This window comes from Microbispora siamensis, from assembly GCF_016863095.1.
In the GTDB taxonomy this organism is placed as follows: Bacteria; Actinomycetota; Actinomycetes; order Streptosporangiales; family Streptosporangiaceae; genus Microbispora; species Microbispora siamensis.
The window spans coordinates 23,448-45,004 of sequence record NZ_BOOF01000059.1 but is presented as its reverse complement, the minus strand read 5'-3'; the positions used below and the strand labels follow the sequence as shown (position 1 = coordinate 45,004).

18 protein-coding genes are annotated in these 21,557 nt (G+C 71.5%); 5 read left to right on the top strand and 13 right to left on the bottom strand.

All coding sequences use genetic code 11. The features are described from left to right. Positions 1–7: 7 nt before the first annotated feature. On the top strand, positions 8–940 hold the full coding sequence (locus tag Msi02_RS37715; protein WP_204052563.1) for an NAD(P)-dependent oxidoreductase: 933 nt from the start codon (positions 8–10) through the stop codon (positions 938–940). Positions 941–1,074: 134 nt separating this feature from the next. Here Msi02_RS37715 and argG read toward each other — a convergent pair whose 3' ends face one another. The 7 genes from argG to Msi02_RS37680 form a co-directional block, all read right to left on the bottom strand. After that, on the bottom strand, positions 1,075–2,523 hold the full coding sequence (argG, locus tag Msi02_RS37710; RefSeq protein ID WP_079317425.1) for an argininosuccinate synthase: 1,449 nt from the start codon (positions 2,521–2,523) through the stop codon (positions 1,075–1,077). A gap of 89 nt (positions 2,524–2,612) precedes the next feature. Further along, entirely contained in the window at positions 2,613–3,698 is a 1,086-nt protein-coding gene (locus Msi02_RS37705; protein WP_239109124.1) for an ROK family protein, read from the bottom strand. A 301-nt stretch (positions 3,699–3,999) separates the two neighbouring features. Beyond that, entirely contained in the window at positions 4,000–4,593 is a 594-nt protein-coding gene (locus Msi02_RS37700; protein WP_204052561.1) for a hypothetical protein, read from the bottom strand. Between the two features lie 150 nt (positions 4,594–4,743). Next, complete coding sequence (locus Msi02_RS37695; RefSeq protein WP_204052560.1) at positions 4,744–7,137, bottom strand: ThuA domain-containing protein; 2,394 nt, start codon at positions 7,135–7,137, stop codon at positions 4,744–4,746. A 253-nt stretch (positions 7,138–7,390) separates the two neighbouring features. After that, a complete protein-coding gene (locus Msi02_RS37690) occupies positions 7,391–8,047 on the bottom strand; it encodes a phosphatase PAP2 family protein (protein ID WP_204052559.1) in 657 nt (218 codons plus the stop codon). After that, complete coding sequence (locus tag Msi02_RS37685) at positions 8,044–9,099, bottom strand: M56 family metallopeptidase (RefSeq protein ID WP_204052558.1); 1,056 nt, start codon at positions 9,097–9,099, stop codon at positions 8,044–8,046. The genes Msi02_RS37690 and Msi02_RS37685 overlap by 4 nt, the downstream gene beginning before the upstream one ends. A 1-nt stretch (position 9,100) precedes the next feature. After that, positions 9,101–9,475, bottom strand: coding sequence for a BlaI/MecI/CopY family transcriptional regulator (locus tag Msi02_RS37680; RefSeq protein ID WP_239109122.1), 375 nt, complete (start codon positions 9,473–9,475; stop codon positions 9,101–9,103). Between the two features lie 102 nt (positions 9,476–9,577). Here Msi02_RS37680 and Msi02_RS37675 point away from each other — a divergent pair, with 102 nt between their 5' ends. Together Msi02_RS37675 and Msi02_RS37670 are read left to right on the top strand one after the other, a co-directional pair. Then, the gene (locus tag Msi02_RS37675) at positions 9,578–10,030 is read left to right on the top strand and encodes a hypothetical protein (RefSeq protein WP_204052557.1); all 453 of its coding nucleotides are present in this window, start codon (positions 9,578–9,580) and stop codon (positions 10,028–10,030) included. Further along, positions 10,027–11,190: a glycosyltransferase family 4 protein gene (locus tag Msi02_RS37670; protein ID WP_204052556.1), complete on the top strand. Its 1,164-nt coding sequence runs from the start codon at positions 10,027–10,029 to the stop codon at positions 11,188–11,190. The genes Msi02_RS37675 and Msi02_RS37670 overlap by 4 nt, the downstream gene beginning before the upstream one ends. 91 nt (positions 11,191–11,281) lie before the next feature. Here Msi02_RS37670 and Msi02_RS37665 read toward each other — a convergent pair whose 3' ends face one another. Beyond that, positions 11,282–12,109: an SDR family NAD(P)-dependent oxidoreductase gene (locus Msi02_RS37665; protein ID WP_204052555.1), complete on the bottom strand. Its 828-nt coding sequence runs from the start codon at positions 12,107–12,109 to the stop codon at positions 11,282–11,284. A gap of 90 nt (positions 12,110–12,199) precedes the next feature. Between Msi02_RS37665 and Msi02_RS37660 the strand changes: the two genes are divergently transcribed. After that, on the top strand, positions 12,200–13,045 hold the full coding sequence (locus Msi02_RS37660) for a helix-turn-helix domain-containing protein (RefSeq protein WP_204052554.1): 846 nt from the start codon (positions 12,200–12,202) through the stop codon (positions 13,043–13,045). A 110-nt stretch (positions 13,046–13,155) separates the two neighbouring features. Then, a complete protein-coding gene (locus tag Msi02_RS37655; protein ID WP_204052553.1) occupies positions 13,156–13,761 on the top strand; it encodes a superoxide dismutase in 606 nt (201 codons plus the stop codon). Between the two features lie 121 nt (positions 13,762–13,882). Here the strand turns inward: Msi02_RS37655 and Msi02_RS37650 are convergent, their stop codons facing one another. The 5 genes from Msi02_RS37650 to Msi02_RS37630 form a co-directional block, all read right to left on the bottom strand. Then, positions 13,883–14,512, bottom strand: a complete 630-nt coding sequence (locus tag Msi02_RS37650; RefSeq protein WP_239109121.1) for a TetR/AcrR family transcriptional regulator — start codon at positions 14,510–14,512, stop codon at positions 13,883–13,885. A 52-nt stretch (positions 14,513–14,564) separates the two neighbouring features. Next, positions 14,565–15,770: a cytochrome P450 gene (locus Msi02_RS37645; protein WP_204052551.1), complete on the bottom strand. Its 1,206-nt coding sequence runs from the start codon at positions 15,768–15,770 to the stop codon at positions 14,565–14,567. Positions 15,771–15,922: 152 nt separating this feature from the next. Next, positions 15,923–16,225 (bottom strand): STAS domain-containing protein, encoded by a 303-nt coding sequence (locus Msi02_RS37640; protein ID WP_204052550.1) that lies wholly within the window; start codon positions 16,223–16,225, stop codon positions 15,923–15,925. Then, positions 16,225–20,412 (bottom strand): SpoIIE family protein phosphatase, encoded by a 4,188-nt coding sequence (locus tag Msi02_RS37635; protein WP_204052549.1) that lies wholly within the window; start codon positions 20,410–20,412, stop codon positions 16,225–16,227. Before Msi02_RS37635 ends, Msi02_RS37640 begins: the two co-directional genes overlap by 1 nt. Positions 20,413–20,590: 178 nt before the next feature. Next, positions 20,591–21,481: a helix-turn-helix transcriptional regulator gene (locus Msi02_RS37630; protein ID WP_204052548.1), complete on the bottom strand. Its 891-nt coding sequence runs from the start codon at positions 21,479–21,481 to the stop codon at positions 20,591–20,593. Positions 21,482–21,557 lie beyond the last annotated feature (76 nt).

The window sequence follows — 21,557 nt, the reverse complement described above, 5'->3', positions numbered from 1 at the left end:
TTGAGATATGAGCCGGCACGTCCACCAGTCTGCCGTCACGGTGCTCGGCCTGGGGCCGATGGGCCGGGCCCTGGCCGGGGCCTTCCTGGACGCCGGCGTCCGGACCACGGTCTGGAACCGGACGCCGGGCAGAGACCGCCAGTTGGCCGAGCGCGGCGCGTACGTCGCCCCCACGCCGGAGGCGGCGGTCGCCGCGAGCGAGCTGACCGTGATCTGCGTGGTGAACTACGACGCGGCGGACGCCGTCGTGCGGCGCGACGCGGTCGCCGCCGCGCTCCGGGGACGCACGCTCGTGAACCTGACCGCCGACACGCCCGACCGCGCCCGGAGCACCGCGGCCTGGGCGGCAGAGCACGGCATCGGATATCTCGACGGCGCGATCATGACGCCGACCACGACCATCGGCACCCCGGCCGCGGTGTTCCTGCACAGCGGCCCGGAGGAGCTCTACCGGCGGCACCGGCCGGTGCTGGACGCCCTCGGCGGCACGCACACCCATCTCGGGGAGGACTCCGGCCGGGCCGCGGCCTACGACATCGCGTTGCTCGACGTCTTCTGGACCGCGATGGCGGGCTACGCGCACGCGCTGGCGGTGGCGCGGGCCGAGGGGGTGACCGCGCGGGAACTGGCGCCGTTCGCCAAGGGCATCGGCGCGATCCTGCCGCCCATCTTCGAGGCGGCGGCGGAGGAGGTGGACGGCGGCGGGTTCTCGGGCGAGGGCAACCCGATCACCTCGGCGGCCTCGTCCATGGCCCACATCGTCCACACCTCCGAGACCCACGGCATCGACGCGAGCGTGATGCGCGCGGCCGAAGGCTGGGCCCGCCGCGTCATCGAGCAGGGCCACGGCGCCGACGGGTTCATCCGGATCACCGAGCTCCTGACTCCCCGCGCCCACGTCCGACCTACCGAGGTCGCCGCCGATAGCCGCTCTTCATGATCGGCCTCGATCAGAGCGGTGGGCAGGGCCGTGGTCGCGACCGCCGGTTCGCGCGCCCGGCCCGCGGCTCGCGCCCTCGCCCGTGTCGCACGTGCCGGGACGCTCGGCAACAGCGGGCGCCCCGGTCGTGGCCGTCAGTCGGTGCCGAGCTCCATGGCGGCCTGGTCGAGGAGCTCCTCCTCGGTGGAGGCCTCGCCGCGAGAGGCGATCGCCTCTGCCCCACCCTCGGGCATCGCGCCGATCAGCCCGGTCGAGGCCGCCTGGGCGGCGCCGATCAACGCCGGCTGCTGGCTGCCGACCATGCCGAGCCTGGCGTACTGCTCCAGCTTGGCGCGAGAGTCGGCGATGTCGAGGTTGCGCATCGTCAGCTGCCCGATACGGTCCACGGGGCCGAAGGCGGAGTCCTCGGTGCGCTCCATGGAGAGCTTGTCCGGGTGGTAGCTGAACGCCGGTCCGGACGTGTCCAGCACGGAGTAGTCCTCGCCACGCCGCAACCGCAGGGTCACCTGTCCGGTCACCGCCATGCCGACCCAGCGCTGCAGCGACTCGCGCAGCATCAGCGCCTGCGGGTCCAGCCAGCGGCCCTCGTAGAGCAGCCTGCCGAGCCGCCGCCCCTCGATGTGGTAGCTGGCGAGGGTGTCCTCGTTGTGGATCGCGTTGACCAGCCGCTCGTAGGCCGCGTGCAGCAGCGCCATGCCCGGCGCCTCGTAGATGCCCCGGCTCTTGGCCTCGATGATCCGGTTCTCGATCTGGTCGGACATGCCCAGGCCGTGGCGGCCGCCGATGGCGTTGGCCTCCAGCACCAGATCGACTGCGGAGGGGAACTCCTTGCCGTTGATCGACACCGGGCGTCCCTGCTCGAAGCCGATCGTGACGTCCTCGGTGACGATCTCGACGGCCGGGTCCCAGAAGCGCACGCCCATGATGGGATCGACGATCTCGATGCCCGTGTCGAGGTGCTCGAGCGACTTGGCCTCGTGCGTCGCGCCCCAGATGTTCGCGTCGGTGGAGTAGGCCTTCTCCACACTGTCGCGGTAGGGCAGCCCGTGGGCGAGCAGCCACTCGGACATCTCCTTGCGCCCGCCGAGCTCGTTGACGAAGTCGGCGTCCAGCCACGGCTTGTAGATCCGCAGCGAGGGGTTGGCGAGCAGGCCGTAGCGGTAGAACCGCTCGATGTCGTTGCCCTTGAAGGTGGAGCCGTCTCCCCAGATCTGCACGCCGTCCTCGAGCATCGCGCGCACCAGCAGGGTGCCGGTGACGGCCCGCCCGAGCGGGGTGGTGTTGAAGTACGTGCGGCCGCCGGACCTGATGTGGAACGCCCCGCAGGCCAGGGCCGCGAGCCCCTCCTCGACCAGGGCCGCCCGGCAGTCGACCAGCCGGGAGATCTCCGCGCCGTACGCGGTGGCACGCCCCGGCACCGAGGCGATGTCAGGTTCGTCGTACTGGCCGATTTCGGCGGTGTAGGTGCACGGCACTGCACCCTTCTCCCGCATCCACGCGACCGCTACCGAAGTGTCGAGGCCGCCGGAGAAGGCGATCCCGACACGCTCGCCGACAGGCAGAGAAGTGAGCACCTTGGACACGAGTAGAATATATACACGGGAATGCATGATCATGCAATCCCGTGCGGCCGGATGTCCACGCCGGTGAGCCGTCCGGATGCGAGCGCCGATCACCCGGGGAAGTCGTAGACCTCCTCGCTCACGAGCCTGGCGGCGCCGATGACGCCGGACTGCGGGCCGAGGTCGCTCATCATGATCGGCAGATTCCTGGTGGCGAGAGGCAGCGAGCGGCGGTAGATCGCGCCGCGGATCTCGGCGAGCAGGACGTGGCCCAGCAGCGTGAGCCCACCGCCCAGCACGATGAGGCTCGGGTTGAAGAACGACACCAGGCCCGCCAGCACCTCCCCCACGCGTCGTCCGCCGTCGCGCACCATCTGGACGGACGCCGCGTCACCGGCGGCGACCGCCTCGCCCACCTGCGCGGCGGTCAGCGTGCCGTCGCGTTCGAGGAGTTCCCCGAGCAGGGGCGAGCGCCCCGAGCGGGCCACGGCGAGCGCGTCGCGAGCCAGCGCCTCGCCGCCGAAGGTCGCCTCCAGGCAGCCCGTGTTGCCACAGGCGCAGATCTCGCCGGAGTCGGCGACCGGTATGTGCCCGATATCCCCCGCACACCCGTCCATGCCGCGATAGAGCTCGCCCTTGGCGACGATTCCGCAGCCGATGCCCGTGCCGACCTTGACGAACAGGAAGTTCTCGACCGTGCTCGCCGCACCCGCGTGTTGTTCGCCCAGGGCCATTACATTGACATCGTTGTCCAGTACGACCGGACAATCGAACTGCCCGCCGAGGACATCGCGGACCGGATAACCGTCCCACCCCGGCATGATCGGTGGCGACACCGGGATACCGCGGGAGAAGTCCACCGGGCCGGGCACACCGACGCCGACTCCCATCGGCTTGTCCACTCCCAATTTCAGGAGCAGCCGGCGGCTCTGTTCCATGGCGAGTTCGATCACGGGCTCGGGGCCCTGGCGTAGGTCGCATTCCGTGCGTTCGAACGCGAGAACCCGCAGCCTGCCGTCGGTGACCGCCGTGGAGACCGAGGTAGCGCCGACGGCGATGCCGACGAACCGAACCCGGCCGGCGAGATCGATGACGGTCGACCGGCGGCCTCCGCGAGACGCGGCCGGGCCGATTTCCTCGACGAGTTCAAGCGCCTTGAGCCGGCCGAGTTCCGCCCCGATCGTCGTACGTGACACTTCGAAGTGTTCCGACAGCTGAATGCGAGATTGCGGACCACCGTCACGCAATCGCGTAAGTATTTTGGCCTGGAGCCGCGTTTCGGCTCGCCCTGGCACCGAAGTCTCCATCTCCCAAGTTTCTCACCGGGGGACGCCCGATCCGTCATCCTTACGAACCCCGGCACCGGCCGGAATTTCGCCGCGACCGCTCATCGGAGAAGGATTTGTGAGGAAGCCCGGCCGGATCCGGGCACCGCCCGGTAATGAAACTTTCATTGACAACTCGGCCGAACTCCGCGGCCCGCGGAAGACACGGGGATCACTTTTCGTCGGTGTCGCCGTGTTCGGTCACCCGGCCGAAGGTTCTCGTCCCGGCCAGCGCCGAGAGCCGGATCGTGTCCACGCCGTCACACGTGAGCTCTGTCGAGGCAGTCGCGGCACGCAGGGCCGGTTCGCGTCCGCCCGGCACGGCCACCGTCGCGGTCTGCAGATACGTCCACTCGCGAAGCGCCTGGATCGACGCCTCCGGCAGGCGCGGCGAGTACTCGATCACTACGGCGTTGTCACTGACCAGCAGGTGTTCCAGGCTGGCCCTCGTCGGCCTGTCCTTGTCGGACGGGCCGTAGAAGGACTGGGCCGGATGCGTCCACGGACCGGCCTCGCCGGCGGGCGCGCGCGGCCCGGTGCGGCAGTCGACCGGCGACGACACCGTCCCGGCCGAGCCCGACGCAGGGCCCGACGCCGAGCCCGACGCGAGGCCCGACGCAGGGGCCGGGAGCGACGGCATCTCCGATGACACCGCCGCCTGCGGTGAGCCGTCCGGCCGGGAGCCGAGCGCGGCGGACGTCGCACCGCACGCGCCGCAGCACACGAGCGACGTCAGGGCGAGTGCGGCTGCGAGGGCGTGACGCATCGATCCACTCCTGTCCGGTCGGCGGGCGGCACCCCGCCCGGGCTCACTCGGCGGCTCGGGACGGCCTTCCGTGGCCGACTCGGGCCGGCGGAACCGCCGTCGCGGCGGCCCGGGCGCCGATCACGCCCGGGCCACCGCGACCGGTCCTGGTCAGCGGCCGCTGACCTTGAGGGACGCCGAGCGGGACAACAGCTCGCCGGTCGGGTCGGACACGCGGACCCGATACTCGGAGCCGGAGAGCTCGGGCGTCGCCGTGACGACGATCGCGAAGGACGTCTGCCCGGCCACGTCGGTCCACTCCGCCGAGCCCGGCGACTTCACCTGCCACTGGTAGGCGACGTTCCGGCCCTCCGCGGGAGCGGAGAACACCGCGTCCTCGCCGGCGCCGACGGCCCTCGACTTCGGCTGGGACGTGAACCGCAGCGTCGCGCCCTTGTCGTCGAGCACCTTCATCCACGAGACCAGCTCGTCGGCTCGCGTGCGGAGCGTGGCCTGGCCCGGCCCGTGGAGGTTGGCGTCGACCAGATGGCGGAAGGTCTTCGCCTGCGCGAGGGCGCCGGCGTAGTCCTTGACGAGGTACGCGTCGTACGACGCGCCGAGCGCCTGGCTCAGCCCGGAGGCCAGGTCGGCGCCGACGGACCCGTCCGCCGCACCGGCGGCGACGAGCTTGCGCAGCTCGTCATGGGTGACGCAGTTCGCCTCGGTCTGACCGGCCGCCCACTTGACGCCCTCCAGGATGTTCTGCTGGAACAGCGGGTCGAGGGTGTTCTCCCAGTTGTGCAGGAGCGCCTGGGTGAACGAGCGCCCGCCGTCGTAGTTCTGACACCACGAGATCGGGTGGTCGGCGCCCTCGATCCGGCCGGCGCCGGCCCCGATGCTGCCGACGTAGGTCGACTCGTTCAGCGTCTGCAGGACGTGCACCTTCTCGCGCGGCAGGAAGGTCCAGTTGTACAGCTCGTCGACGATCTTCAACTTCTCCGGGAACTGCCGGGTGGCCGGGTTGGTGCCGTCCTCGGTCACCAGCTCACCGATGTTGCAGGCTCCGCAGGTGTTCTGGATGCCGCCGCCGTTGGACCCGTGGTTGTCGAACTCGCCGCCGGCCAGGCCCTTGTACCAGTCCCACTGGTGCATGGAGTCGGTGGCGCCGTGCAGGGCGACGAAGCCGCCGCCGTTGTTGATGTACTGCTTGAGGACGGCCTGCTCGTTCACCTTGACGTTCGGGTCGGCCCCCGAGGGACGCGCCGTGGAGAACGTGTCGTTGCCGACGCTGGAGACGCCCACGATCGCGTCGTACTGCGACAGGCGCTCGATGCTCTCGAAGGGGTTCGGGACCGACACGTCGGGGCTCAGGTAGTCGTACACGTCGACGTCGAAGTTGTTGGCCCGGCCCATGTCCTGGATCACGGACATGGTCAGCGGGATGTGCTCGTGCCGGAAGGCGCCGGGCTTCGGCCCGAAGAGAAGGATCTTGAACTTCGGCTTCGCGTTGCGCACCGGCTCGGCCGGGACCCGGAACGGATACCGGGCCATGCCCTGTCCCTCGCTCACCGTGACGCCGGTGGCGATGTCGGGGTGCTTGACTCCCCGGAGCTCCTCCACCAGGTAGGCGGCGTCCTTCACGAGGGAGTCGCGCATGTGGCCCTCGGGCACGACCTCGCCGGCGAGCCGGCCGAAGCGCGTCAGCGCGGCTTGGGCGTCGCCGCCGTCCGCCTCGGCGAGCAGGGCCAGCAGGCGGTCGCCGTTCGGCGAGGAGACCTTGCCCGCAGCGACGTAGCGCTGGACCAGGGCACGCAGGTCCGCGACCGAGGTGGTGATCTGGAAGGTCAGGGTGTATTTGGCCCCGTTGCCGGCGGAGTCGCCGAGGTTGACCGCCCACGTGTGCCCGCCGACGGACAGAGTGGCCGGGTCCAGCGGCAGGGGGTAGGTCCACGTGCCGTCGATCCACATGTCCCGCACCGCGGCGCCGCCCGAGCCCGGGGTGGGGTCGGTACGCGTCGGCGTGATGGAGGAGGCGAGCGCGCTGTGGGGCACCTTGCCGTTCGCGACGCCGGGCCAGGCGGCGACCGGCGGCTTGGTGTCGATCCTCACCGTGACCGTCTTGGCGGCCGACACGTTGCCGGCCGCGTCGACGGCGCTGTAGCGGACGGTGCTGTTGCGGTCGCCCTTGATGACGTAGTCGGCCGTGCCGCGCGCGCCGTTCCGTACGGCCGGCACCTCCACGGCGGGGTCCGACCCGACCGTCACCCGGAAGGACGCGACGGTGTCGTCGTCCGTCGCGGACAGACGCAACGTCACCTCGCCGCCGGTGAACCAGCCGTTGGTCCCGGTCGTGCTCGACGGCGTGTACGCGGTGGTGGTCGCGCCGTTGTAGTTCAGCACCTCGGCGACCGGCGACAGCGTGGCCGTGTCGAGGACGGGCGCCGCTCCGGACTCCGCGGCGAGGGCCACACCCGGCGCGCCGAGCAACAGGGCCGGCACCGTGAGCACGGCGGAGGCCAGGGCGGAACGAGATCGCGGCCTGGGACGTGGTCGAGAGGATGGCATGTCACTCCTCTTGTCGGTCGGACAGAAGCCCATCGCGCTGCGACGCCGACCCACGAGCCCCATCCCAGCCCAACGCGATGACTCAGGGAAGTGTGAGCTCCACCTCAGAACTTTGTCAACGATCAGTCCGACTTTCCCTCTGAACCGACAAAAGCGGCCGACAGCGCGAAATTACTGCTTCCGCTTTCGGTAAAAGTCGCGTACCTTCGCAGCCAGAGCTGCCCGTACGGAAGGACGAAGATCGCGGCGGCATTCACCGGTGGTCGCGAGCGCCCCGTCCGGAGAGGAAGGGAAGGCGGTCGGCAACGCTGCCGACAGGCCTCCGCAGAGCGATGACGGCCGTGGTGCCCGCGGTGGCCGACAGCAGGGAGCCGACCACGTCGGTGGGGTAATGGACCCCGAGGTACATGCGGGCGAACGCCTGCGCCACGACCAGAACGCCTCCGGCGCACACCACGAGGGCGAACCAGCGCGTACGGACGGCGAGGAAGGCGGCGGCGACCGCCAGGGACAGCGTGAGCGCGACATGCCCGCTGGGAAAGCTGTCGTGGCCGGTCTCCAGCAGAAGCTGGTCCGCGAGCGGTGGCCGGGGCCGGGCGATGATCTGCTTGAAGATCGCGCTGGTGGTCCAGCCGGCCGCGACCACCAGGGTCGCCATAACGGCCGCGCGCACCCGTCCCGTGAGGGCGAGCGTGGCCGCGAGAAGCGCGACGATCAGGACACCGGCGACCGGCCCGAAGACGACGTCGAGGATGCCGGCGACCCGGGTCAGGTCGGGCGTGCGCAGCGCCTCCACCGCCAGGTCGGCGTTCAGGTCCACGTCCGTCACCGTGGCGGTCCTCGCGGCGGCTCCCAGCAGACCGGTGGCGACGACGAGCAGGACGGGCAGGCGAAGGCGCCTGAGGATCACGGAACTCCCTTGATCAGTGAAACGCACGGACGTCCGGCCGGGCATCCCGTCCGAAGCGGCGCGCCACGCAGGACCGGCACCCCCGCCGCGCCCGCGTGGTGCCCGCCGGCGACCACGTGCACGACCGGCGGAGAAGTCTCCGCCTTTTCGAACAAGGACTCCGTGTCGGCGCGGGACTCGTTGGTCGCGACGAGACAGGCGGCCACGGCCACGATCAGTGCGGCCGCCGTCAAAGGTCGGCGGCGCGGCGGCGCGGTCAGCAGATGGTTGATCCGGGGGAGCACGTCGCCATGGCCGAAGGCGAGGGCGGCGAGGCCCGCCCGCCGCTGACGCTCCCCACCGGCCAGCGCCGCCTTGACGATGGCGCGGGCCGCGACCTTCCGATCGCCCACCTCCTCGGCCGCCCGCTCGTCGGCCCAGCGCTCGGTGGTGTACTCCACCGCCCGTGGCAGGGACGCCAGCAGCGGGTTCAGTGCGGCGGCCACGGCGGCCACCGTCCGGTAGAGGTGATGGCGGTGGCGCAGATGAGCGCGCTCGTGGGCGAGCAGGACCCTTCGCTCCTCCGCGCCGAGGGCACGCAGGATCCCGGTCGTCACCACGACACGGCCGGGATCGCCGAAGCCCCCGGGCACGGCGTACGCGTGCGGAACCGGGTCGTCGACGACCACCAGGCCGCCGGAGGCGGCGGGCGCGCGGCGGCAGGTCCGCGACGCGCGCCGCAGCGCGAGGGCCTGCCGCGCCGCGGTCCTGACCGCCAGAGCCCCCACGACCGCGAGCGCCAGCAACGCGAGCTGCGCGGCGGGCCGCGGCACCGGATCGAGCGCTTCGAACAGGCCGGCGGACCAGTCGCCGAAGGAAGCGACGAGCGGCACCTGACCGAGGTAGGTGCTGGCCAGGAAGACGAGTGCGAGGACCGAACTGGCGGCGCACGCCACGCCGGCCGCGACCAGGAGCCGGGTGGCGGTGGCCGGCGCGAGCCGGCGCCCGCACCGCGGAATCGCGAGACCCAGCAGCGCCGACACGACGAACGGCAGGTAGACGATGGTGTGCATGTCAGTCGTCCATCTCCCGGAGCAGCTTCTGCAGGATCTGCTCGTCGTCCGCGCTGAGCCGTGACACGAACTGGGCGAGCACCGCCGCCCTGTCGCTTCTGCGGGCGAGCAGTTCGTTCATGGCCTCCGCGGTGTGCGACGCCTCGTCCACCGCGGGGGCGTAGACGAACCCCCGGCCCGAGCGCCGCCGGCTGGCCAGGCCCTTGCGCTCCAGACGCGCGAGCGTGGTCATGATCGTGGTGTACGCCAGGGAGCCGCCGAGCTCGGCCTGCACCTCGGCCGGGCTCACGGGCGCCGTCTTCGACCACAACACCGCGAGCACCTCGTCTTCCAGCATGCCCGCGGGGCGTCTGTCGCCATGTCCCGTGTCGGTCAATCCAGCCTCCCTGAGCACGAACTACTATCAGAATAGTAGTTACTATCGAGCTAGTAGGTCGAGGCTACCCCGCGAAAGCGGAACGCACAGGAAGCAGGGCCGATGACATCAAGGCACGCCGAGGTGGAGCAGGTCTGGCCGCGAGACGGAAGAGTCCTGGTGATGGGCCGCATCGTCGGCGCGGCCCCCGCTCCGCCCCCGGGGACGACCGCGATCCTCACCCTCACCAACCGGGACCGGCCCGGTCTCGTGCTGAGCTGCCCGGCGACGGTGGACGGCGACCGGTTCGAGGCGGCCTTCCCCGTCGAACTGGTCGTCTCGGCCGTGGCATCCCGCCGAATCGACGGCCGCCAGGTCTGGGATCTCCATCTCACGCTGCCCGGCGATCCGGAGCCGCTTCGGCTGGGACGCCACCTGGACGACATCTCCGACAAGAAGAAGGTCATGACCTTCCCGGCACAGACGGGCGAGGCGCCGACGGGCGCCGTCAGCGTCAAGCCGTACTACACCGTGATGCAGAACCTGTCGCTGATCTCCAGGCCGGTCCACGCATGAAGCTCCGTTACCTCATCATGAACGCCTACGGGGTCGGCGGCACCATCCGCACCGTGATCAACCAGGTCAACGTCATGGCCGCCACCGATCACGACGTGGAGCTGATCAGCGTCTTCCAGACCAGGGACCGGCCCAGGTTCCCCGTCGATCCCCGGGTCCGCATGCGCACCCTGGCGGACCTTCGCGGCCCGCGCTGGCGGCATCCCGCCCGCCACTGGCTCCGGCGCCGGCCGAGCCTGCTCGTTCCGCCCACCGAGGTGCGGTACGCCACCTTCAACCGGCTGAGCGACCAGAAGATCGTGAGATTTCTGCGCTCGCTCGACGGCGGGGTGCTGGTCACGACCCGCCCCGCGCTCAACCTGCTGTCCGCCCGCTACGCCCCGGAGAACGTCGTACGGGTCGGCCAGGAACACATGTATCTGCGCTCCCACAAGCCCGAGCTCGTCGCCGAGATCGCCCGCTGGTACCCGCGGCTGGACGCCGTGGTCAGTCTCACCGACGCCGACCTGGGCGAGTACGCGGCGCTGCTCGACGGCGCGCGGACCCGCCTTGCGACCATCCCCAACGGCCTGACGCCCGCCGACCGGCCTCCCGCCGCGCTCGACGGCAGGATCATCGTGGCGGCGGGGCGGCTCACCCGGCAGAAGGGGTTCGACCTGCTGATCAAGGCGTTCGCCGAGGTCGTCGCGGAACACCCCGACTGGCGGCTGCGCATCTACGGCGACGGCAGGGAGCACGGCAGCCTACGGCGCCTGATCCACCGCCTGCATCTCTACAACCACGCCTTCCTGATGGGCGGCACGACCAGCCTCGAACAGGAGCTGGCCAAGGGGGCGATGTTCGTCCTCAGCTCGCGATACGAGGGCTTCGGCATGGTGCTCATCGAGGCGATGGCCCACGGGCTGCCCGTCGTGAGCTTCGACTGCCCCCACGGGCCCGCGGACATCGTCACGCACGGCCGGGACGGGCTGCTGGTTCCCCCCGAAGACGTCGGCGCGCTCACCGCCGCCATGAAAGTGCTGATCGGCGACCCGTCTCTACGGCACGCGCTGGGCGAGGCGGCCAGGACGTCGGTCAGGCGGTACGACATGGACGGGATACGCCTGGCCTGGGAGCGGTTGTTCACCGAACTCCACGCCGGAGCGGCCAGAGCCGGGTAGCCGTCGGCTCAGCCGTCCTCGCGGCGGTCCTCCCGGAGGCGTACGCGGTGATCGCGAGCAGCGCCGGCGGACCGTGGTGAGCCGCCGAGGGTCAGCCGTCGGCGGACTCGGCGAGGGAGCGCCACTCCCGCCAGGTGTCCAGGCGTTCGGTGTAGACCCGCTCCGCGATCGGCAGGCAGTAGCCGCCCAGGAACAGGCGCAGCGGGGGCCGTTCCGCGTCCACCAGCGCGAGGACCGCCTCGGCCGTGACCTCGGGATCGATCGGGACCCTCCCCGCCGCGGCGGCCCGGCGGGCCTCCCGGACGTGCTCGTACGCGGGAAGCGGCTCGGCGTGGACGGCCGACGATCCGCTCCAGTCGGTGCCGTACGGGCCGGGCTCGATGATGGTCACCTTGATCCCGTGCGGGGCGACCTCCTGGGCGAGCGACTCGCTGAACGCCTCAAGGCCCCACTTCGACGCGTTGTAGAGCCCCAGCATGGGGAACGCGGCGACGCCGCCGATGCTCGACACCTGGAGGATGTGACCCCGCCCGCGCTCCCGCATGCCGGGCAGCACGGCCTGGGTGACCCAGAGCGCGCCGAGCAGGTTGGTCTCCAGCTGAGCTCTCGCCTGCGCCTCGGTGACCTCCTCCACCGCGCCGAACAGGCCGTACCCCGCGTTGTTGACGGCGACGTCGATCCCGCCGAAGCGTTCGGCCGCCCGGGCCACCGCGGTGAAGGCGGCCTCCCGGTCGGTCACGTCGAGCGTCAGCGGGAGGACGGCGTCGCCGAACTCGTCGGCGAGCGGCTTCAGCGTGGAAACGTCCCGGGCCGTCGCGACGACCCGGTCGCCGCGCCGCAGCGCCGCCCGCGTCCACACGTTCCCGAAGCCGCGGGATGCTCCGGTGACGAACCAGGTGCGTGTGTGTTCGGTACTCATACCGATCACCCTGCCCGACGCGGGACGGAACAGCCATCACCGTGACAGGGTCACCATCGCCGGCGGGCCCTGCCTACAGTGGCGGGTGACATGGCCGGCAACAACGCTCTCGGCGACTTCCTCAAGGCCCGCCGCGCGCTCGTACGCCCGAAGGACGCCGGGCTTCCCGAGATCGGGCGGCGCCGGGTGGCCGGGCTGCGCCGCGACGAGCTCGCCGCGCTCGCGGGCGTCAGCCTCGCCTACCTGACCCGGCTCGAGCAGGGTCGCGACCGCAACCCCTCCGAGCAGGTGCTCGACGCACTCGCCGCCGCCCTGCGCCTCGACGCCGACCTCACGGCCCACCTGCACGCCCTCGCCCGTGAAGCGCCGAGACGGAGCGGCGAGCCACCCCAGCGGCCGGAGGAACGACCGGCCCCGGGCACCCAGCGGCTCCTCGACACGTGGGTGGGCACGCCCGCCTACCTGCGGGGATGCCGCTTCGACGTGCTGGCCGCCAACGCGACGGCGATCGCCCTGGCGCCCATGTATCGGCCCGGCCGCAACCTCGTCAGAGACGTCTTCCTCGACCCCGGCGCGCGGGCGCTGTTCCCCACGTGGGACGCCGTCGCGGCCGACTCGGTCGCCGCGCTGCGGGCCGTGGCCGGCGCCGACCTCGACGACCCGGCCCTCCGCGAGCTGGTCGGGGAGCTGTCGGCGGCCTCGGACGACTTCCGCCGCCTGTGGGAACGCCACGACGTCCGCCCGACGCGCGACGAGACGAAGGAGTTCTGCCATCCCGTCGTCGGGCCGCTCGTCCTGCGGCGTCACAGCCTGACGGTCGGCGGGGCGGACGGCCAGGTCGTCATCGCCTACCAGGCCGAGCCGGACACCCCCTCGGCCGCCGCCCTCGCCAGGCTCACCGCGTCCGCGTCCGATCGCGGCGGAGCTTCCGGCTGACGTAGGCGGCCCGCCGGCCTCCCCGACCACAAGAGCCGGGCACCCTTGCGCGGCCGCAATCGGTTGCATCAAACTCGTAGTTGCGAATTATTTGCAATAAGGAGCGTCTGATGACTCAGTACACGCTGCCGGACATGCCCTACGACTACGCGGCACTCGAGCCGGCGATCACGGGCGAGATCCTGGAGTTGCACCATGCCAAGCACCACGCGGCGTACGTGAAGGGCGCCAACGACACCCTCGAACGGCTCGCCGAGGCCAGGGACAAGGGCGAGTTCGGTGGCCTGGTCGGGCTGGAGAAGACGTTCGCCTTCAACCTGTCCGGCCACGTCCTGCACTCGATCTTCTGGCAGAACCTGTCGCCGGACGGCGGTGACCGGCCCGACGGCGCGCTGGGCGAGGCCATCGACGAGCACTTCGGCTCGTTCGAGGCATTCCAGAAGCAGCTCACCACGGCGACGAGCACGGTGCAGGGCTCGGGGTGGGGTGTGCTGGCATGGGAGCCGCTCGGCCGGCGCCTGGTGGTCGAGCAGGTGTACGACCACCACGGCAACGTCGGCATGAACACCACACCGCTGCTGGTGTTCGACGCCTGGGAGCACGCGTACTACCTGCAGTACCGCAACGTCCGGCCGGACTACGTCGAGAAGTTGTGGAGCCTGGTCGACTGGAACGACGTCATCGCCCGGTTCGAGGCCGCCCGCGCCGCGGCCTGAACCACCGGCCCCCGGCGGGGGCCGTCCGTGACCGGCGACGGCCTGTGGGTACCCGGAGTCCTTCCGAGCACTGTTCCGACACAGGCCGTCGCTCACGCACCCTACGCCCGCGCCCGAGGCGTCACACGGGCCACCCGCCCCGTTTGCGCGGTGACCTGAGCGGCACGGCGGCCGGCAGCGGGGAAGCCGTGTCAGGTGACAGGGCGTCGAGGACGAGCGCGAGGTAGCGCCGCCAGCCGTCGCTGCCGGGATCCATCGTCCACAGCACGCCCATCAGCATGACCATGATCCTGGGCAGGTCGTCGGGGACGAGGTCGGCGCGGATGAGCCCGGCCTGCTGCCCGCGCCGGGCCAGCAGGGTCAGCGACTCGATGAACGGACTGCTGGCCTCCGCGGTGACGGCGCCGGAGTTCCGGGCGGCGGCCAGGGTGTTGTGCTCACGGGCCGCCGTGGACATCGCCGCCTCGAGCACGGTGGCCAGACCGCGCCGGGGATCGTCGTCGCCGAGCGCCCGTTCGATGGCGGGGGCGATGTCCTCGGCGAAGCTCTGGTCGAGGGCCGCCCTGACCAGGCCCGCCTTGTCGGGGAAGTGACGGTAGAGCGTCGCGATGCCGACCCCGGCGCGGCGGGCGATGTCTTCGAGCAGCGCGTCGGGCCCCTGCTCCGCCCAGACCTCCCGGGCCGCGCGCAGAATCCTGCTGGAGTTGCGTGCGGCGTCGGCGCGCAGCCGCCGCGAGGTCTCGGTGGTCACCACCACAGGATAACCAAGTGATAGGTGACTATCGATTAGCTCCGGACGCCCGTCAGGGCTGGTCCCAGGTGACAAGCATGTGCTCGGGCCCCCGGGTGGACAACCCCGTCTTCCACACGACGTCGTCCTGCGAGCCGGCGAGACGGAGTCCCGGCAGCCGTGTGAGCAGTGTACGCAGGGCGACCTGCAGCTCCATCCGGGCGAGCGGCGCGCCGAGGCAGTGGTGCGCCCCGTGCCCGAACCCCACGTGCGAGGCCTGCTGACGGTCGAATTCGAGGTCGTCGGGGTTCGTGTAGACCGACTCGTCGCGGTTGGCCGACACCAGGCTCACGACCACCGGCTCCCCGGCGCGCACCGTGACGCCGCCCAACTCGACGTCCTCCAGCGCGTAGCGGGCGATGGAAGCGCCGCTCCCGAGCGGGACGAAGCGCATCAGCTCCTCGACCGCCCTGGGGATCAGGTCGAGGTCCGCGCGCAGCGCCGCGAGCTGCTCGGGGTGGGTGAGCAGCACGTAGACGAAGTTCGGGATCTGCGTGGCCGTGGTCTCGTGACCGGCGACCAGCAGCGCCTCGGCCAGCGACAGCATCTCCTCCTCCGACAGCCGCTCCTCGTTGTCGCGGGCCGCGACGAGCGCGCTGAGCAGGTCGTCCTTCGGGGCCTGCCGGCGCTGGGCGATGAGCCCCGCCATGTACTCCCGTAGCAGGCCCATGCAGTGCACCACCTGCTCCGGGGTGAACCGCGTGGTGGACAGCAGCGCGTCCGACCAGGTGCGGAAGTCGACCCGGTCCTCGACGGGCACCCCCAGCAACTCGCAGATGACCGTGATCGGCAGCGGCAGCCCGAAGTCCTCGACGAGGTCGGCCGGGGCGCCCTTGGCCAGCATCGCGCCGACGAGACCGTCGGCGATCTCCTGCGTCCGTGGCCGCAGCAGTTCGATCCGCCGTACGGTGAACGCCTTCGACACCAGCCTGCGCAGCCTGCTGTGCTCGGGCGGGTCGAAGCTGAGGATGCTCCCGGAGCGGGACTGGTGGGGCCGCATCCGCGGCTCGTCGCGGCCGATCGCCGCGGCCCGGCTGAACCGCGCGTCGCCCAGCACGACCTTGACGTCCTCATATCGGGTCGCGAGCCAGGCGGGTTCACCGTAGGGCAGCCGGACCCGGCACAGCGGTTCCTCCTGCCGCAACCGGGAGAAGAGCGGGTCCACCTCCAGCCGCTCCACCTGACCGAAGGGGAAGGTCCGGGGTTCGACAGTGGTCATGATGCCTCCAGAGCGGATCGTCGTTCACCACGAGCCGTCGAGTCGCCACTTGATAGTCAACTATCACATGACTCGTGTAAAGAGATCAACGCAAGCGAGAGCAAAATCTCACTTGAGGCGATGGAACCGCAAAGAAGGCCGAAACGCCTGCCCTAACGGACGTCGGGGCCGCCCTCGTGGACGGTGGCGAGGTCCGCGAGACCGGAGATGGTCAGGACGGGGGTCAGCAGCGGGTTGGCGATGAGGGTGATGCGGTCGGCGTGGGCGAACAGGACGCTCAGGCCCGCGCTGTCGAGGTATTCGACGGAGGTCAGGTCGATGACGACGGGCCCCGGGGTGCTCTCGAGAGCGGCCGCGAGGGTGTCGGTGTTGCTCATGTCGATCTCACCGGCCGCGGTCAGGAGAGCGACGCCGTCCGGGCGAACCCCAGGAGTGAGGGTCAGGGGCGTGGTCATCAGGCGATCCTCATCTGCATGTCGACGGTGGTGCCGTACGGGCCGGGGGTGATGGTGACCTGCTGCATCATGGCGCGCATGAGCGCGACCCCGCGCCCGCGGTGGGCGTTGGCCTCGGGCTCGGGGGACTTCCAGCGGCCGCTGTCGGCGACGGTGAGGCGCAGGTTGTCGACCGACGCCTCGGCCCGCAGGCGGACGATGTCGCCCGGGGTGTGGCGATGGCCGTGTTCGATGGCGTTCGCGCACGCCTCACCGGCGGCGACCAGGATGTTCTGGACGATCTGGGTCGGCAGGTCGCACTGGCCGAGCCAGCCCCGCAGCGCCTTGCGGACGGGGGCCAGCTGGGACGACTCGGCGGGGAAGGTCATCTCCAGCGGGGCCGGGTGCCGGTAGAGCAGCAGAGCGACGTCGTCGTCGTAGCCGTCGGCGGGCGCCAGGCGGATCATCACCTGGGTCGCGAGGTCGTCGACGGCCACGTTCCTGCCGTCCTGTACGGCCTGGCTTGCCTGGTCGATGCCCGAATACAGCGGACGGCGGCGGCGCTCGACCAGGCCGTCCGTGTACAGCATGAGCGTGGCGCGCGCCGGGATGACGGTCTCGCTCTCCGGGCGGGTCGCGCCCGGGCGTACGGCCAGGGGAACGGAACGTCCGCCGTCGAGCAGGCCCGTGCTGCCGTCGGGGTGGGCGAGGATCCCCGGCGGGTGCCCGGCGCTGGAGTAGGACAGGCGCCCGGTTTCCGGGTCGAGTACGGCGCAGAAGACGGTGGTGCACTTGGCGCCGGGGACGCCGGCGGCGAACTGGTCCAGGGCCATGAGCACGCGGGCCGGGCTGTCGTCCTGCAGCAGCAGCGCGCGGCACGCGCTGCGCAGTTGTCCCATGACGGCGGCGGCCTCCACCCCGCGCCCGACGCAGTCGCCGACGACGATGCCGATGCGTCCCCCCGGCAGGGCGACCGTGTCGTACCAGTCGCCGCCGACCTCCAGGGGCCGGGTGGCGGGCTCGTAGCGTACGGCGAACCCTTCGGGCAGCTGGGCGGGGCCGAGGATGGCGCGCTGCAGCGCGATGGCGGTCTCGCGCTGCTGGTCGATCTGGTGGGCGCGCACCAGTCCCTGGGCGAGCCGCCCGGCCAGCAGCGACAGCAGCACCTGGTCCTCACCGGTGAAAGGCCGGTGGCCGCCCAGGTCGACCCACAGGGCAAGCTGGCCCTCGGGGTGCTCCAGCATGATGCCGACCCCGTCGTCGCCGGCGACCGGGGTGAGCAGAGGCCGCTGCAGCAGATCGGTGAGCGTACGGCGGCGTTCTTCGGGCAGCCCGTGCCAGTCCACCGGCTCACCGGTGGCGGTCACGGTCGGCTCGTCGCCCTGGTCGAAGACGGCGGCCAGCACGGACCGGGCGCGCCACAGGCTCTGCAGTTCCCGCAGGGCGCCGGTCAGCGCGTCGGAGAGGCTCCCGGCCTGGGACAGGCTGGTGCTCAGCGAGGCGAGGGCGCTCTCGCGCTGGATGGCGTAATGCTCGGCGGTGACGTCGCGGAGGGTGCCGACGACGACCCGGCGCCCGGTGTCGGGATCCTGCGCGTGGTTGAAGGTGACGCTGACCCACATCCGGTGCCCGTCACGATGCGTGACGGGGATGGTGTAGCTGCCCTGGCCCGGGCCGAGAAGGCCGCCGAAGGCGTCGGCGACCTGCCGGTGTGCCTCGGGATCGGTGGCGGCGTCCGGCCACCACGGGTGGATCGGCGTGTAGGGCAGGTTCTCGGGACCGTAGCCGAGGATGTCGGTGAAGGCGCTGTTGATCTCGACGACGGCGCCCCGCTCGTCGCAGACGAAGAACGCCTCCTGCAGCGAGTCCACCAAAGCGGTGCGCCAGCGCGCCTGGTGCTGGCGCAGCCGCGCCATGTCCATGTTCGCCCGCACCCGCGCGAGCAACTCCGCAGCGGTGAAGGGCTTGACCAGATAGTCGTCGGCTCCGGCCTGCAGGCCCTCGATGGACGCCTCCTGGCCCGCCCGGGCCGACAGCAGCACCACGGGCACGGCGGCGGTGCGCGGATCGGACCGCAGCGCCGCGACCAGGGACAGGCCGTCCAGTCGCGGCATCATCACGTCGCTGACCACGAGGTCGGGGGCGTCCGCGCGGACGGCGTCCAGGGCCTCCATCCCGTCGCCTACGGTGCTGACCTGGTAGCCGGCGCCCTTGAGGAGACGCACGAGATACTCGCGCATGTCGGCGTTATCGTCGGCGACCAGCACACGCGCCGGCGCGGCCGAGCCGCCGGACCGGGCGGCGGAGCCCTCGCGGGACGACATGCCCATCGTGTCCCCGGCGGGCTCGCCGCCGTCGTCCGCGGGCAGCCAGCGCAGCGCCTCTTCGACGTACGGGTCCGCGGCGGTGGCGCCCGCGCCGGTTCCGGCCGCCGTGATCGCCTCGGCGGGCAGGTGCGCGGAGCCGTACGGCAGGCGGATGGTGAAGCGGGTGCCCTCGCCCTCGGTGCTGTCGGCGGTGATGGTGCCGCCGTGCAGGCCGACCAGCTCCTGCACGAGGGCCAGCCCGATGCCGCTTCCCTCGTTCGACCGCGAGCGCGCGTTCTCGATCCGGTGGAACCGCTCGAACAGCCGCGGCACCTCGTCGGCCGGGACGCCGATGCCCGTGTCGGTGACGGTCACCACCGCGTGGTCGTCCTCCCCGCGCACGGTGACGCCGATCGAGCCCTCGAAGGTGAACTTCAGCGCGTTGCTGAGCAGGTTGAGCACCACCTTCTCCCACATGCCGCGGTCGATGTAGACCGGCTCGTCCATGGGAGGGCAGTCGACCCGGAAGGCCAGGCCCGCCTTGTCGATGGCGGAGCGGAAGAGGCTGGCCAGCTCGGCGGTGACCTCGGCCAGATCGACCGGCTCGTAGCTGGCCTGCATGCGGCCGGCTTCGATGCGGGAGAAGTCCAGCAGGGTGTTGACCAGCTTGCCCAGCCGCAACCCGTTGCGGCGGATGACCTCCAGCTCCTCCCGCACCTGCGCGTCGGCTCCCTGCAGGCGGCCGCGCAGTTCCTCCACCGGCCCCATGATCAGGGTCAGCGGGGTGCGGAACTCGTGACTGATGTTGGAGAAGAAGACGGTCTTCGCACGGTCGAGCTCGGCCAGTTCCTCCGCCCGCCGCTGCTGGGCCTGGTAGCTGCGGGCGCTCGCGACGCCCGCCGCGACGTGCCCCGCGGCCAGCTCGACGAACCCGCGGTACGCCTCGTCCAGCGCGCGGTATCGGTTGAGCGCGGCCACCAGGAACCCGTACGGCGCGCTGCCCTGCTGGAGCAGCGGCACCACCAGCGCCTGCGTGGGCGGCTCCGGCCAGTCTCCGGCCGGGAGACCGGCGAACGGGGCCCGGTCGTCAGGGACAGGGTCGAGCGGCACGACCACCGACTCTCCCCGAGCGAGCGCCGCCGCGGGCCACACCGCGTCCCGGTCGTCGGCCGGCAGCGTGAGAGGTGCGGCAGGATGCCCGGCCGAGATTCCGGTCACCCCTGCCAGCCGTGCGCCGCCGCCGTCCTGGTACAGGTAGGTCAACGTGAACGGAAGGTCGCGCAGGTTGCGGCCGAGCTGCCGGCAGGCGAAGGCGAGCATCTCCTGCTCGGTGCGGACCACACTGGGATCGGAGCCGAGATCCCGCAGGGTCGCCATGCGCCGCTCGCCGATGACCCGCTCGGTCTCCTCGCTGACGACGCACAACATGCCGACCACGGTGCCGGAGTCGTCCCGGAGGGGGCTGTAGGAGAACGTGTGGTAGGTCTCCTCCGGGTAGCCGGCCCGTTCGAGGAACAGCAGGAGCGCCTCGTCCCAGGTCGCCTTACCCGTGGCCAGCACGGTGTCGATCCGCGGGCCGATGTCGTCCCAGATCTCCGCCCAGACCTCGCTGGCCGGCCGGCCCAGCGCCCACGGGTATTTCCGGCCCAGCGTGTCGCGGCGGTAGGCGGCGTTGCAGAAGAAGGTCAGCTCCGGCCCCCACGCCATCCACATGGAGAACCGGGACGACAGCAGGATGCTCACCGCCGTCTGAAGGCTCTGCGGCCACTCCTCCGGCGGCCCGAGCGGGGTCGCCCGCCAGTCCACCAGCGCCAGATCCCGGCCGACCTCGTCGTCGGCGGCGAACACCCCGGATCCGGCCGCCGTCAGCGGCCCCTGCTCAGGGTCCTCACAGCGCGCCACTTGACACCCTTTCGTTCACGCCGAGCCCAGCCCACCCGCGCCGGACTCCGTACCGTGCGTTGCCACCCGCGGGTCCCGAGAGGTGCGGGGGAAGGTCGGTGACACGTGCGCAGCAGGATACTCCGCCCGGCGAACCCGGATAAATCGTACGGCGTGGGTGTCCGGCGGCTCCTGACCGTCAGCCGGTCGAGAGCTGCTGCGTGCGGGAGCCGGCTTCCTGGGTGGCGGCCCAGGAGGCGAGCAGGCGCAGGCCTTCCTCCGAGGGCGAGCCCGGTTCCGCGGTGTAGACGGTGAGGGTGAGGCCGGGAGCGGCGGCCATCTCCAGGCCCTCGTAGGCGAGGGTCAGGTCGCCCACAACAGGGTGGTGGAACCTCTTCACGCCGGTGCCGTGGCGGCGGACGTTGTGGGCGCCCCACCGGACGCGGAACGCGTCGCTGCGGGTGGACAATTCGCCGACCAGGTCGTGGAGCTCCTTGTCGTGGGGGTCGCGGCCGGCCTCGGTGCGGAGGATGGCGACGGTCATGTCGGCGGCCTGGTCCCAGTCGAGGTAGAAGCGGCGGGACGCCGGGTCCAGGAAGGTGAAGCGGGCGAGGTTCGGCGGCCGCTGACCGGTGGCGTAGAAGTCGCAGTAGAAGGCACGCGCGAGCCGGTTGGCGGCCAGCAGGTCCATGCGGCCGTTGCGGACGAACGCCGGCCCGGCGGTGACCGCGTCCAGGGTCCACTGCAGGCTCCGGTGCGGCGCCCACTGCCTGGTGGCGCGCTGCCGGGGCCTCGCGAGCGCGTCGAAGCCGTCGGCCGCGTGCGCGAGGTTGAGCAGGTGGGCCCGCTCGGCGTCGTCGAGCTGGAGCGCGCGGGCGACGGCCTCGAGAACGCCGGGGGACACGCCGGCGAGGTTGCCGCGCTCGAGTTTGGCGTAGTACTCGACGCTGACGTCGGCCAGCGCCGCGACCTCGCTCCTGCGCAGCCCGGGAACGCGGCGCCTGGTGCCGGCGGGCAGCCCGGCCCGCTCGGGGGTTATCTTGGCGCGCCGCGAGACGAGGAACTCGCGGACTTCTTCGCGGTTGTCCACTCTTCGACGGTACGCGCTCGCGCCCGGTGGAAGGGATGTACTGCCGGTACACCCCTCACCAGGCACTCCCTGGGCA

Excerpts from the sequence above, each read along its gene's own strand:
- Msi02_RS37715 (WP_204052563.1), top strand. The coding sequence starts at position 8 with ATGAGCCGGCACGTCCACCAGTCTGCCGTCACGGTGCTCGGCCTGGGG.
- Msi02_RS37640 (WP_204052550.1), bottom strand. The coding sequence starts at position 16,225 with ATGACCACGCCCCTGACCCTCACTCCTGGGGTTCGCCCGGACGGCGTC.
- Msi02_RS37700 (WP_204052561.1), bottom strand. The coding sequence starts at position 4,593 with ATGCGTCACGCCCTCGCAGCCGCACTCGCCCTGACGTCGCTCGTGTGC.
- Msi02_RS37645 (WP_204052551.1), bottom strand. The coding sequence starts at position 15,770 with ATGACCACTGTCGAACCCCGGACCTTCCCCTTCGGTCAGGTGGAGCGG.
- Msi02_RS37685 (WP_204052558.1), bottom strand. The coding sequence starts at position 9,099 with ATGCACACCATCGTCTACCTGCCGTTCGTCGTGTCGGCGCTGCTGGGT.
- Msi02_RS37695 (WP_204052560.1), bottom strand. The coding sequence starts at position 7,137 with ATGCCATCCTCTCGACCACGTCCCAGGCCGCGATCTCGTTCCGCCCTG.
- Msi02_RS37670 (WP_204052556.1), top strand. The coding sequence starts at position 10,027 with ATGAAGCTCCGTTACCTCATCATGAACGCCTACGGGGTCGGCGGCACC.
- Msi02_RS37675 (WP_204052557.1), top strand. The coding sequence starts at position 9,578 with ATGACATCAAGGCACGCCGAGGTGGAGCAGGTCTGGCCGCGAGACGGA.
- Msi02_RS37665 (WP_204052555.1), bottom strand. The coding sequence starts at position 12,109 with ATGAGTACCGAACACACACGCACCTGGTTCGTCACCGGAGCATCCCGC.
- Msi02_RS37660 (WP_204052554.1), top strand. The coding sequence starts at position 12,200 with ATGGCCGGCAACAACGCTCTCGGCGACTTCCTCAAGGCCCGCCGCGCG.
- Msi02_RS37655 (WP_204052553.1), top strand. The coding sequence starts at position 13,156 with ATGACTCAGTACACGCTGCCGGACATGCCCTACGACTACGCGGCACTC.